Source organism: Tistrella sp. (genome assembly GCF_002684955.1).
Classification (GTDB): Bacteria; Pseudomonadota; Alphaproteobacteria; order Tistrellales; family Tistrellaceae; genus Tistrella; species Tistrella mobilis.
Map to the genome: position 1 here is coordinate 60952 of NZ_NYWI01000060.1, position 15877 is coordinate 76828.

Annotated in this window: 14 protein-coding genes; 8 read left to right on the forward strand and 6 right to left on the reverse strand. The window is 69.4% G+C overall.

Features of this window, described 5'->3' with window-relative positions; genetic code table 11:
- Nucleotides 1–10: 10 nt before the first annotated feature.
- The 4 genes from CMO28_RS18775 to CMO28_RS18790 are packed head-to-tail and all read right to left on the reverse strand — an operon-like array spanning nt 11 to nt 5869.
- On the reverse strand, nt 11–1714 hold the full coding sequence (locus CMO28_RS18775) for a carbamoyltransferase (protein ID WP_296715802.1): 1704 nt from the start codon (nt 1712–1714) through the stop codon (nt 11–13).
- Nucleotides 1711–1968, reverse strand: coding sequence for an acyl carrier protein (locus tag CMO28_RS18780; protein WP_296715803.1), 258 nt, complete (start codon nt 1966–1968; stop codon nt 1711–1713). The genes CMO28_RS18775 and CMO28_RS18780 overlap by 4 nt, the downstream gene beginning before the upstream one ends.
- 17 nt (nt 1969–1985) lie before the next feature.
- On the reverse strand, nt 1986–4145 hold the full coding sequence (locus CMO28_RS18785; protein WP_296715804.1) for a cytochrome P450: 2160 nt from the start codon (nt 4143–4145) through the stop codon (nt 1986–1988).
- Nucleotides 4142–5869 carry an AMP-binding protein gene (locus CMO28_RS18790; protein WP_296715805.1) on the reverse strand — a complete coding sequence of 576 codons (1728 nt, stop codon included), beginning with the start codon at nt 5867–5869 and terminating at the stop codon, nt 4142–4144. Before CMO28_RS18790 ends, CMO28_RS18785 begins: the two co-directional genes overlap by 4 nt.
- A gap of 205 nt (nt 5870–6074) precedes the next feature.
- On the opposite strand from CMO28_RS18790, the gene CMO28_RS18795 reads away from it, so the two are divergent.
- The 4 genes from CMO28_RS18795 to CMO28_RS18810 all read left to right on the forward strand — a co-directional run bounded on the left by CMO28_RS18795 (nt 6075) and on the right by CMO28_RS18810 (nt 9057).
- Nucleotides 6075–6962, forward strand: coding sequence for a crotonase/enoyl-CoA hydratase family protein (locus CMO28_RS18795; protein ID WP_296715806.1), 888 nt, complete (start codon nt 6075–6077; stop codon nt 6960–6962).
- A 49-nt stretch (nt 6963–7011) separates the two neighbouring features.
- Nucleotides 7012–8115: an NADH:flavin oxidoreductase gene (locus CMO28_RS18800; protein ID WP_296715807.1), complete on the forward strand. Its 1104-nt coding sequence runs from the start codon at nt 7012–7014 to the stop codon at nt 8113–8115.
- Between the two features lie 118 nt (nt 8116–8233).
- On the forward strand, nt 8234–8566 hold the full coding sequence (locus tag CMO28_RS18805) for a hypothetical protein (protein WP_296715808.1): 333 nt from the start codon (nt 8234–8236) through the stop codon (nt 8564–8566).
- A 95-nt stretch (nt 8567–8661) separates the two neighbouring features.
- A complete protein-coding gene (locus CMO28_RS18810; RefSeq protein WP_296715809.1) occupies nt 8662–9057 on the forward strand; it encodes an MliC family protein in 396 nt (131 codons plus the stop codon).
- Between the two features lie 32 nt (nt 9058–9089).
- On the opposite strand, the gene CMO28_RS18815 is transcribed toward CMO28_RS18810, so the two are convergent.
- A complete protein-coding gene (locus tag CMO28_RS18815; RefSeq protein ID WP_296715810.1) occupies nt 9090–9731 on the reverse strand; it encodes an SDR family oxidoreductase in 642 nt (213 codons plus the stop codon).
- On the opposite strand from CMO28_RS18815, the gene CMO28_RS18820 reads away from it, so the two are divergent.
- Nucleotides 9699–10559, forward strand: a complete 861-nt coding sequence (locus tag CMO28_RS18820; protein ID WP_296715811.1) for a LysR substrate-binding domain-containing protein — start codon at nt 9699–9701, stop codon at nt 10557–10559. The two genes, CMO28_RS18815 and CMO28_RS18820, sit on opposite strands and share 33 nt — an antisense overlap.
- A gap of 104 nt (nt 10560–10663) precedes the next feature.
- The gene (locus CMO28_RS18825) at nt 10664–11275 is read left to right on the forward strand and encodes a gamma carbonic anhydrase family protein (protein ID WP_062764068.1); all 612 of its coding nucleotides are present in this window, start codon (nt 10664–10666) and stop codon (nt 11273–11275) included.
- Nucleotides 11276–11294: 19 nt separating this feature from the next.
- On the opposite strand, the gene CMO28_RS18830 is transcribed toward CMO28_RS18825, so the two are convergent.
- The gene (locus tag CMO28_RS18830; RefSeq protein ID WP_296715812.1) at nt 11295–12680 is read right to left on the reverse strand and encodes a tyrosine-type recombinase/integrase; all 1386 of its coding nucleotides are present in this window, start codon (nt 12678–12680) and stop codon (nt 11295–11297) included.
- Between the two features lie 209 nt (nt 12681–12889).
- On the opposite strand from CMO28_RS18830, the gene CMO28_RS18835 reads away from it, so the two are divergent.
- Nucleotides 12890–15124, forward strand: a complete 2235-nt coding sequence (locus CMO28_RS18835) for a sensor histidine kinase (protein ID WP_296715813.1) — start codon at nt 12890–12892, stop codon at nt 15122–15124.
- Between the two features lie 28 nt (nt 15125–15152).
- The gene (locus tag CMO28_RS18840) at nt 15153–15866 is read left to right on the forward strand and encodes a response regulator transcription factor (RefSeq protein WP_296715814.1); all 714 of its coding nucleotides are present in this window, start codon (nt 15153–15155) and stop codon (nt 15864–15866) included.
- The last annotated feature ends 11 nt before the right edge of the window (nt 15867–15877 follow it).

A 15877-nucleotide genomic window follows, 5' to 3' on the forward strand; every position in this document is an offset into this window, starting at 1 on the left:
TTTGCCGGGATCAGGATGTCGCGCCGCGCTGGTCGGGGCGTTCGAGCAGCAGGTCGCCGATCAGCACGCCGTCAAGCCCGGTGGTGGCCAGAACCGCCATGGCATCCTGTACGCTGTGGACGATCGGCTTGCCCATCACGTTGAAACTGGTGTTCAGAACCACCGGCACGCCGGTGATCGCTTCGAAGCGGTCGATCAGCGCCGACATCCAGGGGGCCGTGGCTGCGTCGACGGTCTGCAGCCGGCCGGTGCCGTCGCGATGACAGACGGCCGGCACCCGCTCGCGCATCTCTGGTTTCCAGGGCAGGGTGAGCGACATATAGGGCGAGGCCTGCGGCCTCTCGAACCAGCGATCCGTGCGATTGACGGGCAGAACCGGGGCGAAGGGCCGATAGGGTTCACGGCCCTTGACCTCGCGATTGATGCGGTCGGCCATATCCTGGGGACGGGGATCGGCCAGAATCGAGCGATGGCCCAAGGCGCGCGGCCCGAACTCGGCCGGTCCGCGCATCACCCCGATCACCGCCCCGGCGGCGAGGCGTTCGGCGACGAGCGCTGCGGAACCCGCGCCAGCCGGCGTGACCCGGGTGCCGCTGCGGGCGGCCGCCGCCGCGATCGCCCGCGGATCGGGGCTGGTGCCGAGAAAGGGCGAGCCATCGCCCAGGGGCACGCGGTCGGTGCCGGCATCGGCCATCCAGGCGAGCAGGGCGGCGCCGATGGCGTTGCCGTCATCGGCCGGGCAGGGCGGCACGAAGAGCCGCCGGATTCCGCCACGGCCGGCGATGGTGCCGTTATACGAAGAGTTGAGCGCGCAGCCGCCGCTCAGGATCAGATCGGTTTCACCGGTCTCGTCATCGGCCACCGCGGCGATGATCCGGTCGGCGAAGCCGGCATAGGCGGCCTGCCCCGAGGCGGCGAGATCGGCCGCCTGCATCACCGGATCACCGGGCGCGCGGGCATGGCGTCCGGCCAGGACGCGGATGCGGGCGATGGTCTCGTCATCGGCAAAGCGTGGCCGGCCGCGGTCGATCCGCAACATCCCGGCCAGCGCCTCGACCAGGTCGGGGATCGGCCGGCCGAAGGCGGCGAGGCCCATGACTTTCCATTCCTCGCCCAGCCGCCAGTCGAAGCCGCACAGGCCTGTCAGCCAGCCATAGAAGGTGCCGAGACTGCCGGGCCCCCAGGATCGCCAGACCCGTTCCAGCCGGCGGCCGCTCATCCGGAAACGCGAGACCGCGCCCACCTCGCCCTCGCCATCGATCACCAGCGTGGCGGCATCTTCGACCGGGGCGAACCAGGCCGCGGTCACCGCATGACAGAGATGGTGATCGAAGCGCCGGATCTCGGGCATCCGGTCGGCCAGCCCCAGACGCAGCAGAGAGGCGCCGGCGGCCTGCTGAACCCCCGCCTGAAGACCACGGATCCACAGCGTATCGGTAGCCGGCAGCAGCGCGTCGTGCAGTTTTACGTCTTGGGTCGCCTTGACGGTCGACCAGCTGGTGGCGACCACCAGCCGATCAGCCGCCGGGTCGAAGGCGGTGGTGGCCAGAGCCGCGGCCAGATGGGCGAAATGATCGGGCGCTGCCCCCCAGGCCCGCTTGTCCTGCAGAAAGCGTTCGGTCGACTCGGCAAAAACGACCTGCCCCGCCGGGTCGACCAGCGCCAGGGCCGGGTCGTGGCCGGATGTCGAAAGGCCCAGATACCAGCTGGTCATGCGCCATCCACGCGGCTGCTCACCTCACGCGCGAAATCGCCCAGGGTCTCGGCATCGAAGATGGTCGTGGGGTCGAGTTCGATCCGGAAACGATCCTCGATTTCGCCACAGAGCAGGACTGCGTCAATGGATTGCAACCCCAGATCAATCAACGCGATGTCGATGCCGATCTCAGACGGTGGGGTGCCGGTCAGCTCACTCAGCCGGCCGATGAGGAAGGCCATGACATCGGGATTGATCTGGCGCACGGTCATAAGAGGTCCTTCCGGGGTCAGCGCAGCCGGCAGGGCAGCCGCTCCAGGGCGACGGCCTGGGTGGTGGGGTGGTACACATGTCCGTGCGTCTGCAGGCGCAGCGTCGGAAAGCGGGCGAACAGGGCCGGAATGGCACTGCGGATCACCCGCTTCGACAGAGACGCCCCCACGCAGTGGTGCAGCCCGTGGCCGAAGGCCAGATGCCCGACGCCGGCCCCACGATTGGCCGACGGAAGCAGCACCCGCACGGTGTCATGGGCGCGCACCGGCAACCCGCCGGCCGTCCCGGCATGTCGCGCCATCCGATAGATGTATTTGGGCGCCGCGGCAAGTGCGATCAGCGCCTCCAGATCCCGCCGCACCGCGGCCGGGTCGGTCAGGGTCGCGCGCTCTTCCGGCGGCAGCGACAGCAGGTGGTCAATCACATTGCCCAGCGTGTGCGACAGATTGAAGGCCGCCCCGTACAGAACCAGCACCAGGCATCTGATGTCGCGCGCGTCGAAATCCGGCAGACCTTCCGCCAGCAGCCGGGTGAGCAGCGGGGTGGCCGGCAGATCGCCGGCGGTGCCCGGCAGGTCCATCAGATCCAGAAGTTCCAGGAATACCTCTTCCAGCCGGGCCAGTTCCTTGAGCGATGCCCAGGGCTCCAGCACATCCTGCAGAACCGGGGCCAGCGCATCGAACCGGGCCGGGTCGCGTGGGGCAATGCCCAGGATCGGCCGGGTCACCGCCTGGAACAGCGGCGTGGTGAAATCGCGGATCAGGTCGGGCCGTGCTGCCACCTCCAACCCGTCCAGGGCGGCGGTGATGCATGCATCGATATGCGGCTGCCACCTGGCCAGACGGTTCTCGCCCAAGCTTTCGGTCACGGTTCGGCGGGCCGCGACATGGCGATCACCGGACATGAAGATCATCGCATTGCGCGCAATCAGGATCGCGCGCGAGAAGTCGCGACCTGACCGTTCGGACAGCGCCCGCAGATGGGCCTCCATCATCGGCGGCGACCACATATCGTCATCGGTGGCGACGGTGCGGCCGTGAACGGCATCCCGCAGCTCCACCAGCCGCGCATTGCGGCGCAGCGGCGTGTCGTCCAGCTCGACGGGCAGGCGGTCCGGATATTGGGCGATCATGAACACATGGAAGGTCACCTGCTCGCGATGCAGGGTCATGCGCGGGAAAGCCCGTGCCAGGGCCGGAATGGTGCGGGCGATCAACAGACGCGAGAGCGCGGCGCCCGGGCATTTATGCGGGCCGGTGCCGAAGGCCAGATGTGCCTGACCGCCGCTTGCAGCCCGCAGCCCGGCATTTGCCGCCACCATGTCGAGCACCACGGTCTGGCCCTGATGGAAGGGGCAGCCGCCAGCCTCGGCATCACGTGTGGCCGTGCGGGCCACGGTCAGGGTCGAGGGGTAGAGCGAGACCACCCGCTCCAGCATCCGCTCGGGCCAGTCGGGCGCGGCTGCGTCCTGCCAGGCGTCGCTTCTGTCGCTCAGCAGGGAATAGAGCGCATAGCTCAGCGACTGGGCGATCGTGTGGCCGGCGACGAGCGCGGTCAGGGCGAAACAGGCCGGATCCGCCGCCTCGTTGCCGGATCGTGCCGCTTCAAGGAAGCCCAGGAGCGGTGCGGGCAGATCCGGTGATGCCGGCGTCGGCGCCATGTAACCGAGCAACTCCCGGATTCCCGCATCGATCCGGGTGAGGGTGGACAGGGACAGCATCGGCGATGTCAGGTCGTTGACCGTCCGGATCAGCGCCAGCACCCGGTCGTCCTCGCCACCCGGCACCCCGATGAACCGGCGCATGACCCCGAGGAAGACCCGCTCCGACAGATCTCGGACCAGATCGGGGGCGGCCAGCGTCGGCAGGACGTCGATGGCCGCCTTAACCTCGGCATCGATGACCGCCGTCCAGCGCGCGACGGCGGCGGGCGAGAAGAAGGGGGCGATCAGCCGGCGTGCCTGCAGATGGTCCGGGCCCGACTGGAAGACGAAGCTGTGCCGCGCCATCGCCCGAAGATAGGGCAGGCTACGCCCGCTGCGCGTTTCAATCTGATCCAGATAGGACAGGACGTCGCTGGTGGCGAAGCTGCTGTCGCGCAGGATGGCGATCACCATCTCGGGATCGGTGACGAATTGCGACGGGTCGCGCCAGGTTTCGGATCTGACCCGGGTCATGCCACCTCCACCACCTCTCCCTGGATCGACGACCGGGTTTCGCGCCAGGCGCGGGCCACCGCCGCGCGGCGGATCTTGCCGCTGCTGGTGCGCGGCAGCCGGCCGCGCGGCACGAATACCACATCTGTCAGCCGGATGCCCCATTCGCCGGCCACCGCCCGTGCAATCCGGCGGGCGAGGGCTGCCGTATCGGGCGCGAGGCGGCAGCCGAGCCGGGGTTCGATGGCCAGCACCGCCAGACCGCTGGATGTCATATCAGGGGCAAAGGCAGCGGCGGCCAGCGGGTTGAGCGCCGGATCAATCCCGGCCGCGAGCCATTCGAGTTCCGCGGCCGAAATCTTCCGGCCATTGCAGATCAGCACGTCTTTCAGCCGCCCGACCACATGAAGCGTATTGCCGGTGACATGCCCCAGATCGCCGGTGCGCAGCCAGACCGGATCCGGGGCTCCCGGTGCGGGTGCCTGGAAAGACGCCGCCGTCTCGTCGGTCCCGCCCAGATAGCCGTCGGCGATCCAGGGACCCGACAGGCAGATCTCGCCGGTCTCTCCCTCGGCCAGAACCCCGGTGCCGGCGGGATCGACGATGCGAAGATGCGCCCGGGTCTCGTCGGTCAGGTGGCATGGGGTGACCGGCTGATCGGATATGGCCGCCCCGGCGCTCTCCTGCGGGACACCGGCAGCGAACAGGGTGGCTTCGGCCAGCCCGTAGCAGGCAAAAACCGCGTCGCGCCGCAACCCCGTGGCGGCAAAACGGGCATGGAAGCGGTCCAGAAGACCGGCCGGCACCGGTTCGGCGCCACAGAATGCGCGTCGCCAGCGGGAGAGGTCGAGCCCGGCGATCTCGTCATCGCGGATCCGGATCAGGCAGTCGGCGAACATGAAGGCGGGGCCGCCGCTGAAAGTCGCCCCGGCCGCCGAGATCGTCTCCAGCCAGGCGGCCGGCCGGCGGATCACCTCGAAAGGCGACATCTGTACAGACTGCCCGCCGCAGAGCAGCGGATACAGAATCCCGCCCATCAATCCCATGTCGTGGTAGTGCGGCAGCCAGTTTACGAAATGCGCGGTCTCGTTCATCCCCCAGGCGCGCATCACCAGGGCGCAGTTCTCCACCACGTTCCAGGGCATGATCCGCACGCCTTTGGGCCAGCGGGTGGAGCCGGAGGTGTACTGGATGATCGCGGGCCGCATCTTTTCCGCGTCTGCCCGATCGATGTCGGGCAATGACGGAAGGGCGGCGCCATCCGGGGGCCAGGCGACGACCGGGATCTGCGGGGCGCCCCCTCCCGGATCTGTACCTCCCGCGTCTGCACCTCTCAGGGCCGCCGTGATCGTGGCCCGGCTTTCGGGCGCACAGAGCACCGCCGCGGCCCCGCAATCGGTCACGATGTGACGGAACTGGCCGGACCGGCTGCCCCGTCGCGGCAGCGCCACGGGAACCGCGGTGATGCCCGCCATCAGGCAGCCCAGGAACAGGGTGACAAAGGTTTCGCCCGCAGGGAAGGCCAGAACCAGCACCCGCGTGCCCCCCCTCATCCAGCTTTGCAGCCGGTCGACTTGCATCCATATCGCTGCGCGCAACTCATCGCCCGTGCGGCCAGTGATCGTGCCGCCCGTCCCGGTGAAGGCGATCGATGGCAGGTCGGCCCGGCCGGCAAGGGCCTTCTCGATCCGGTCAGCCAGGATGTCGCCGTGATGCGGTGCCGTTTCCACTGGCGGGCAGGCCATGAGGGCGCGGTTCCTGATGTCATCTTTCCGACCGTGAACTTATCGCCCGGAGCCGGCACCTGTCATCTGCCATCTCGATCGCGATCCCAGGTGGGTGCGAGGACGGGCCAGGACATGAAACGACCGTTCGAATTATGTTGCCGCGGGCGGCGTCGCGGGCGAGGATATGCGCCACGACAAGAAACAGACCGGAGGACTGCGCCCGATGTCCGCTTCGCCGAAGCTGCCCGAGTTCCGGACCCTCGATTATGTGGTCGAGGACGGGGTCGCGATCGCGACCTTCAACCGGCCCGAGAAGATGAACACCTTCACCTCGGCCATGATGTACGACCTGCTGCACCTCTTCGACGTCACCGATGCCGATGACGATGTGCGGGCGGTGATCGTCACCGGGTCGGGTCGGGCCTTCTGTGCCGGTGCCGATCTGGACAGCGGCGGCGATACCTTCGATTTCGATCGCCATGCCGGGCGCAAGAACCAGATCGCCGGCGTGCATCGCGACGGCGGCGGCCAGGTGACGCTGCGCATCTATGACAGCCTGAAGCCGGTCATCTCGGCGGTCAACGGCGCGGCGGTGGGTGTGGGCGCCACCATGCAGCTGGCGATGGACATCCGGCTGGCCTCGACCGCGGCCCGTTTCGGCTTCGTCTTCGCCCGCCGCGGCATCACGCCCGAGGCCTGCTCGTCCTGGTTCCTGCCGCGGCTGGTGGGCATGCAGACCGCGCTGGAATGGGTTTATACCGGCCGGGTCTTCGGCGCCGACGAGGCGCTGAGCCGCGGGCTGGTGCGTTCTCTGCACGAACCCGACGACCTGATGCCCGCCGCCCGCGCGCTGGCGCGCGAGATTGCCGACAACACCGCCCCGGTCTCGGTGGCGCTGGCCCGCCAGATGATGTGGCGCCTGCACACCGCCGATCATCCGATGGAGGCGCACCGCGTCGACAGCCGCGCCATCGTCTCGCGCGGCAAGACGGACGACGTGACCGAGGGCGTGACCGCCTTCCTGGAAAAGCGCCCGGCCGCCTTCCCGGCGAAGGTGTCGACCGACATGCCCGATTTCTATCCCTGGTGGCCAGATCCCCGTTTTCGCTGATCCGCTCACCGCCGAACGCCTCACCTCAGACAAGAGCGACGCCCGCCCGATGGCCGATACCGAGATCCTGTTCCGCCCCTTCGATCTGGGGCCCCTGCACCTGCCCAACCGCATCGTCATGGCGCCGATGACCCGGTCTTTCTCGCCCGGCGGCATCGTGAACGAGGATGTCGCGGCCTATTACCGCCGCCGTGCCGAGGGCGGGGTGGGGCTGATCATCTCGGAAGGCACCGGCGTCGCCCGGCCCGCCTCGCTCAACGATCCCGCGGTGCCGCGTTTCTGGGGCGAGGCGGAGTTGGCCGGCTGGAAGCGGGTGATCGACGAGGTCCATGCCGCGGGCGGGCTGATGGCGCCGCAGCTCTGGCATGTGGGCTCGGCCCGCAACCCGATGACCGACTGGAAGGCCCCCGGCCCGATCGACAGCCCCTCGGGCCTGTCGTCGCCCGGCAAGCGCTTCACCGAGCCGATGACCGAGGCGGCGATCGCCGACACCATCGCGGCCTTCGCCCAGGCTGCCGCCGATGCCCAGCGCCTGGGCTTCGATGCGATCGAGCTGCACGGCGCCCATGGCTATCTGATCGACCAGTTCTTCTGGTCGGGCACCAACGAGCGCAGCGACGGCTGGGGCGGCGAAACGCTACCGGAACGCAGCCGTTTCGCGGTCGAGATCCTGAAGGCGGTGCGTGCGGCGGTGGGCCCGGACTATCCGGTGATCATCCGCCTGTCGCAGTGGAAGCAGCAGGATTTCACCGCGCGCCTCGCCAACACCCCCGACGAGATGGCCGCCTGGCTGGAGCCGATGGCCGATGCCGGCGCCGATGTCTTCCACTGCTCTCAGCGCCGCTTCTGGGAGCCGGAATTCGAAGGCTCGGAGCTGAACTTCGCCGGCTGGGCGCGCAAGCTGACCGGCAAGCCCACCATCACCGTCGGCTCGGTCGGCCTCTCGGGCGAATTCGTCGCCGCCTTCCGCGGCGAGGGCTCGGAACCGGCCTCCCTCGACGCGCTGATCGAGCGGTTCGAGCGCGACGAGTTCGATCTGGTCGCCGTCGGCCGGGCGCTGCTGAAGGATCCGGACTGGGTCGCCAAGATCCGCGACGGCCGCACGAGCGAACTTCAGGCCTTCACGCGGGAGGCGCTCGGCACGCTTTATTGATCTGTCACGTTTCTTTCCATGAAAGGACGCTGGCGGCGGCGACGGAAAACCGGTTTGCTGGTGGAGGCCCCCAGGCTTACCGCCCTCTGTGCTCCCTGCCGCCGATCGGAGGTCATCCGTGCCCAGGACCGTCGCCGTCCCCGGGACCATCGCCGCCGTCGTCACGTCCTGCCTGCTTCTTGCCGCCTGCGGAGGGGGCCGTTCCGAGACGTCCTCTTTCGCCCAGCTGTCCGGGCCCTGGTCGGCACGGTTCTCCTGTGCCGACGGCTCGGCGCTGAAAGTTCGCTATGAACCCGATCATGCCGTCATCCGAACCGGCGATGGCGAAGGGCTGATTCTGCCGGTGGTGGAGCCCGGCCGCTACGAGACCAATCGCAACGCCCTGCTGCTGAGGGGCACGGGGGCGGCCTGGATGGTCGCGGGGCGGGTGACCGACTGCACGGCGGCCTGATCGCGACCTGCCGCCGTGAGCATTTCCGGGCCGCACTTGCGCTTGTGCCCGGGACGGGATCTGCTGGCCGGAGACCACGAGGGAGGTTTCCGGTGATGTCATCCCCGATCTGGGGCCGCCTGGCCCCATCCGTCATTCTCGCCGGCATGATTGCCGGCTGTGCCGCCGAACGCGACCTGCCGCCACCCCCGCCGCCGGCCCCGGATCCGGTCGCGGCGCCACCTTCAGAAGATGTAAACAGCGTCTACACCGCAACTTATGTGTGTGACGACGGCACGCGTCTCGACGTGCGCTTCATCAACGGCCCGACGCTGGAAGACAGCCGCGCCGTGGTGTCCACCGGCGAGGGCGCACCCCTGGTCCTGCCCCAGAAGATCGCCGCCTCGGGCATCTGGTACGCCACCCCCCGCCATGAACTCCGCGGCAAGGGCCGCGACGCGACCTGGACGGTCGGCCGCCGCACCGCCGCCCATTGCCAGGCGACGGATTAGTCCGCGATCGCTTCCCGGGGCCCGCGATCCCACTACCACGGCACCGTGTCGCCAAACCGGTCGATGAAGCGCAGCCCGGGCCTGCCCTGCTGCGCGATCAACGTGTCGACCAGGGTCGGAATGGTCTCCTCCATGCTGAACGGTGCGCCGGGCCCACCCAGCCCGGTGCGGATCCAGCCCGGCGCCATCAGCACCATCGCGCGCGGATCGCCGGCCTGACGGGCGGCATAGCTGCGCATGAGCTGATTGAGCGCCGCCTTGCTGGCGCGATAGACCTCGAAGCCGCCCCTGGTGTTGTTGGCGATGCTGCCCTGGCCCGACGACATGACACCGATCAGGCCATTGGCCTTGACCAGGTCCTGAAGCCCTTCGACCGTGCGCATCACACCCAGGGCATTGGTCAGCATCACCTGCATAAAGTCTTCGGGTGCGACCCGGGCGGCCGGCACGGCAGCGTCCCGATTGGCGGTTCCGGCATTGACGAACAGGATGTCCAAAGCGCCTGACGGCAGCCGCTCGCGCAGCGCCCCGATCTGTGCGGGGTCGGTGATGTCGAGTGGCGCGATGGTGATCTGATCGGGCCAGGCATCGGCCAATGCGTGCAGGTCCGTCCGGCCGCCGTCGCGGACGGTGCCGATGACATGCCATCCCTTCCCGGCGAAGGCGGCAGCCATGGCCTGACCAAGACCGCGATCGATCTGAACCTGCTGACTGCCCTCGACGTCCTGCTGGCGGAGCGCAGCGTGACCCGGGCTGCCGGGCGCCTTGCCGGACGTCTTCCTGTCCTTGTCCGCGAGGCGCGTGCCGTGCTGACGCCGGCGGCGGCGGATCCGGATCCGGCGTCACTGGCGCGAACCTTCACGATCCGCGCCAATGAAGGCTTCGTGTCGCTCTTCGCCGCCGCGATCGTGGCTGCGATCACGCAGGAAGCGCCACTGGTCCGGCTCCGTTTCGCACCGAAGCCCGACAAGGATGCGCGCCCGCTGCGGGAGGGGCCGATCGACATCGAGGTCGGAACGACCGGCGCCTCGGCGCCCGAGATGCGCAGCCAGATGATCTTTCGTGATCGCTTCATCGCTGCGGCCCGCCACGGCCACCCGGTGTTCGACGGGGTGATGACGCCCCAGCGCTATGCCGCCTGCGGCCATGTCGTCGCGTCGCGCAGGGGGGCCATGACCGGCCCGGTTGACGCGGCACTTCGCGCGATCGGCCTGGAACGCCGGATCGTCGCGGTGGTGCCGGGCTTCCTGGATGCGCTGACGGTTGCCCGCCGGTCCGACCTGGTCGCTCTGGTACCGCAATCCTGCCTCTTGCACGGCCAGGTGGCGCATGGGCAGGGGGCGCACGGCCAGGGGGCGGCGGAGGGCCTGCAGGGGTTCGACCTGCCCGTCACCACACCCGAACTGGCGATCAGCCTGATGTGGCATCCCCGTCTCGACGCAGACCCGGCACACCGGTGGTTCCGGCAGACACTGATGGCGGTGTGTCGGAAGATGACCTGACGCTGATCGCCGCCCCTCCCGGCTTGCAGATCATCGTCGGCACCGGCAGAGTGGCCGACGGGGATGGAGACGGGCATTCGGCCGCGATAATAAGGGACAGTGGAATGATCAGTGGTGCAGACATCGCCGCCGGCAGGGCGGGCGGGCTCAGGATCGGGCCGGAGGTGGTTGTGGATCCGGCGGCCCGGATCGATCGCTCGGCGGCGATTTTCGGCAAGGTGACGCTGAAGGCCGGCGTGTCGGTCTGGATGAACGTGGTCTTCCGGGCCGAGATGTTCGAGGTGGTGATCGGCGAGAACACCAATATTCAGGACTTCGTGATGGTCCATGTCGGCAACAAGGCCGGCACCTATGTCGGCCGCAACTGTTCCATCACCCATCATGTCACCATCCATGGCTGCCGGATCGGCGACAATGTGCTGGTCGGCATCGGGGCCACCATCATGGATGACTGCGTCATCGGCGAGAATTCGATCATCGCGCCGCAGAGCTGCCTGAAGGAAGGCACGGTGATCCCGCCCAATTCGATCGTGGTCGGCACGCCGGGCAAGGTGGTGCGGACCCGCGACAATGCCGCCGCCAACCGGCTGAACGCCTTCCTCTACCGCCGCAATGCTGAAGCCTATGCGGAAGGCGATGACCGTTTGTGGTCGCGCGACAGCTTCCATGCCGAGATGGAGGCCGAGATCGCCCGCATCGCCCGCGAGGCCGACTGACCGGAGACGCCGCGCCCGATCAGAGATCCGAGACCTTGGGCCGCCGCGCCGCCGGGGCCGGCGGATCGGCCAGCAGGCGGGCGCCGCGGCCGCGGGCGGCGGCGCTTTCGTCGTAATAACGTGCGGCGACCGCGATCGACCGATGCAGCGACTGGGCCATGGCCTGCTGGATCGGCACGTCGCGGTTGGCCGCCTCGGTCATGAAGCCGGATCTCAGGCCGTGGGCGCTGATCTGGCGCGGGTCCAGCCCGGCCTGGGCCGCGCGGGTCTTCACGATCCGCGCCACGGCCTGGCCGCTCAACCCGTCCAGGCCGCGCCGGCCGAAGCCGCGGCCGTCGGGGGTGATGCGCGGGTTGCCGTGGCGGTCGATCGGCACGAAAACCGCGCCTGCGCGGATGCCCGAGGCCTGGAGCCAGGCATCCAGCAGCTCCACCGGCCGGCCGATCAGCCAGACCCGGGCGCCGTCCACGGCGCGGGTGGTTTTGGTGCGGGGCAGGGCGATGGTCATCGCCGGCAGCCAGCCTGCGGCCGTGCCCTCGGGCGTCAGCGCGCCGTCCGGGGCGATTTCGGCCGGCTGCGGCCGTTCCCGGCGCAGATGTTCCATCCGGATCATGCCGGCCTCGCTGCGCCGCCGCCCGCCCGAGGCCCACATCACCGCCAGCAGGGCGGCATCGCGCGCCGCGCGCAGCGGCTCGCGGTCGATATCGATCTCGCAGGCCTGAAGCAGGGCTTCCAGCGTGTCGGCCAGAACCGGCGCCTGGGCCTTGCGGCCGGGCATGTAGGTGGAGGCGCGCATCAGCTTGCGCCGCACCTCGCGCACGCCGGGGTCTTCGGTCGGGGGTTTGAGCCCGCGCATGCGGTGCAGCGAAGCCCAGCTGGCCAGACGGCGGGCGACGGTGGCCGGGGCAGCCGGCCCCGCCTCGCGCTTCAGCCCGGCGGCCAGCAGCTTCTCTTCCACCGCCCGCGGCATGCCATGGTCCGGATTGCGGGCGCGTTCTTCCGCATCGTAGAGGTGATGGACCATGAAGCGGACCACCGCCGAAGGGGGGGCCGGCCAGGGCAGATGCTGGCCGCCATTGGCCGCCGCCCACCAGCCGGCCAGATAGCGGGCATCCTTGATCAGCGCCAGGCGGCTGTTGGCGGCGATGCCCGCGCCCAGCAGCACATGCAGGGTCTCGCGCTCGGCCTCGTCCAGATCGCCCAGCCCGCCGGTTTCAACGGCCCCTGGCAGCCCGGCTTCGACATGATCCTGGGTCGCAACCAGGCGCGCGGCCGGCCGGATCGGCTCGTCGGTCAGCACGACCTTGCGGCGGCCGCGCCGTGGTGCGGCGCCGTTGCCCGCACCACCCCTGGCCCCACCGGTCCCACTGCGCCCGGCCCCTGCCGCCATGCCGTATGCCTCCATCTTCAGCCATCCGCACCGCTGCGGATCCGTTCCGGCTTCAGGCTAGGCGTTCCGCGGCGTCCGGTCAAATTGCGGGGGAGATCGGGATGGAGGCGGTATGCATGGAGTGTCACGAATTGCAGGGCTTCGCGAAAATTGCGATGGGGCATTGTAAAGATCATGTTAGTTTTCAGTCATAGATCGGAACAGAACGGATCGGCGCACCCCCCGTGTCCAGATGGTCCCCCAGCCTCGTTATCCTCTGCGCCTTCTTCGTCGGGCTGGTCCTGGCCGGGGCGGCGACCTTCCTTGCCGTCGATCAGCCCTGGACGGGGCTGCGGCTGGTGGATGACGGCGACGCCGCCCCGGCGCGAGAGCCGGGCGTGCGCATTGCCGCCGTCGCCCGCAACGGCCCCGCCGCGGCGGCGGGGGTGGCCCAGGGCATGCGCCTGGTCGCGATCGAGGCCGGCGGCCGGCGCGAGGAGGTTCTGCCCGGCGATCTGATCGAGGAAAGCGACATGCTGCCGGGCTTCCCGGCGATCATCGCCTTCCAGGACCGCCAGACCCGGCTGGCCGCCATTCTGGCCGCCGACTGGGTGGAGCTGCATCTGGTCGACCCCGAGGGAGAGCCGATCCGGCTGTGGATCGCGCCCGCCGACAGCCGGCCGATCCTGGATCTGCCGCTGCTGTTCTGGGTGCAGATCATGACCGGCGTGGGTGCCATGCTGATCGGCGGCTGGGTTCTGGGGCTGCGCCGCGACGGCTCGGGCCCGCTGATGTTCTTCTTAAGCGCGCCCACGCTCGGCGTTTCCGCCTTCGCCTCCGCCGTCTACGGCACCCGGGAACTCGCCATCGACGGCACGCTGTTCCGTGTGCTGTCGGCGATCAACCATCTGGGGGCGATCGGCTTCGGCGTGGCGATGATCGCGCTGTTCCTGGTCTATCCCAAGCGTCTGGTCACCGATCGGGTGCCGGTTGCGGTCGGCCTTGTCGTCACGGTGCTCTGGGTGCTCGACACCCTGCGGCTGACGCCCGGCCCCGGCTATGGCGGCTATTACGCCACGCTGATCGAGATGATCCTGATCGTCACCCTGATCGGGGTGCAGTGGCGGAAGAACCGTCACGATCCCACCGCGCGGGCGGCGCTGCGCTGGCTGGGCCTGTCGATCGTGCTGGGCGCCGGTGCCTTCACCATGGCGATGATGGTGCCGCTGACGCTGGGCACCGAACCGCTGCTGTCCCAGGGCATGGCCTTCGGCTTCTTCCTGCTGATCTATATCGGCCTGGCACTCGGCGTGCGCCGCTATCGGCTGTTCGAGCTGGACGAATGGGCCTTCAAGGTCATGTTCTACACCCTCGGCGCCATGCTGCTGCTGGCCATGGACGGGGTGTTGATCTGGCTGATCGGGCTGGACCAGGCGCCGTCGCTGGGCCTGTCGCTGATCGTGGTCGGTTTCGGCTATCTGCCGCTGCGCGAGATCTTGTGGCGGCGCATGGTGCTGCGCCGGCCGATCGCCGATCACGAGCTGTTCCGCCAGGTGATCGAGGTTGCCTTCACCGGGCGGCCGGCCGAACGCGCCGAGCGCTGGCGCCAGCTGATCCGCACCGTCTTCGACCCGCTGTCGCTGGAACCGGCCCGGGGCGAGGTGTCGGTGGCCCGGGCCGATGCCGATGGCGTGATGCTGCTGCTGCCGCCCACCGCCGACGCGCCGGCGCTGGAGGTGCGCTATCCCTGGCGTGGCCGCGGCCTGTTCGGCCCCGCGCATCTGCAGCTGGCGCGCGAGATGACCCAGCTGATGCGCCATGCCGACGAGGGCCGCGCGGCCTATGAACGCGGCGCCACCGAGGAACGCCGCCGGATCGCCCGCGACCTGCACGACGATGTCGGCGCCCGCCTGCTGACCGGGCTGCACAAGGCCGATCTGGGCGAGACCCGCAGCCTGATCCGTAGCGCGCTCGCCGATATCCGCACCATCGCCGCCGGCCTCGCCCGCGGCTCCATGCCGCTCGGCCGGGTGATCGCGGATCTGCGCCATGAAACCTCGGGCCGGCTGGAGGCCGCGGGCCTGGCGCTCGACTGGCCGCTGGACGACGGCGCCCATGACGAGCTGCCGCTGGATTATGCGGTCTACCGCAACCTGTTCGGGGCATTGCGCGAGATCATCAGCAATGTCATTCGTCATGCAGCGGCCACCACCGTCCGGATCGAGATCCGGGTCGAGGATGGCATGCTGTACCTCTCGGTGGCGGATGACGGGATCGGCCTGGTGGCGGCGGCCGCCGCGGATGCCGACGGGCGCGCGGAGACGGAGGGGGAACGACCCTCCGGCGGCCTCGGCCTCGGCAATCTGGCGCGGCGGGTGGGCGATCTGGGTGGCCGGATCGCCTTCCCCGAACAGCCGAGGGGCACGCGGGTGGATCTTGAACTGCCGCTGGAGGGCACACGTCCGGCGACAGCCGGCTGACATCGGCATCCAAGCTTGAGGACACGGAATGAGCGGCAGCAGCACCGAACAGCGTATCGGTCTCGTGATCGAAGACCTGGCCCCCACCCGTGCCTGGCTGGTCGAGATGCTGACCCTGACCTTCCCGGGCATCCGGGCGGTCACGGCCGACAGCCTCGCCTCCGCCCGCACGGCGTTGGCGTCGTGCTTCGGCCCGGTGGAGGCCGCCCGCAGCGCGCCGCATCTGGCCCTGGTCGATCTGGGCCTGCCCGACGGATCGGGGATCGAGCTGATCCGCGAACTGGCCTGCGCCCGGCCCGATGTGATGCCGATCGTCACCACCATCTATGACGATGACGGCCATCTGTTCGACGCCATCACCGCCGGTGCCCAGGGCTATCTGCTGAAGGATCAGGATGCCGGGCTGCTGGCGCAGTATCTGCGCCGGATCGAGCGCGGCGACCCGCCGCTGTCGCCCTCGATCGCGCGGCGGATCCTGGCCCGGCTGCGCAGTCCCGCCGGGCCGGCCCCCGCCGCCTCCGGCGCCATGCTTTCCCCCGCCGATCCCGGCGTCACCCTCACCCCGCGGGAAATAGAGGTGCTGTCGCTGCTGGGCCGCGGCCTGCGCAATGCCGAAGTCGCCCGGCTGCTGTCGCTGAGCGAGCACACCATCGCCGGCTATGTGAAGGCGATCTACGCCAAGCTCAGCATCTGCTCGCGGGCGGAAGCGGCGCTGGAGGCGGCGAAGCGGGGGCTGGTCTGACCGCCCCCCTC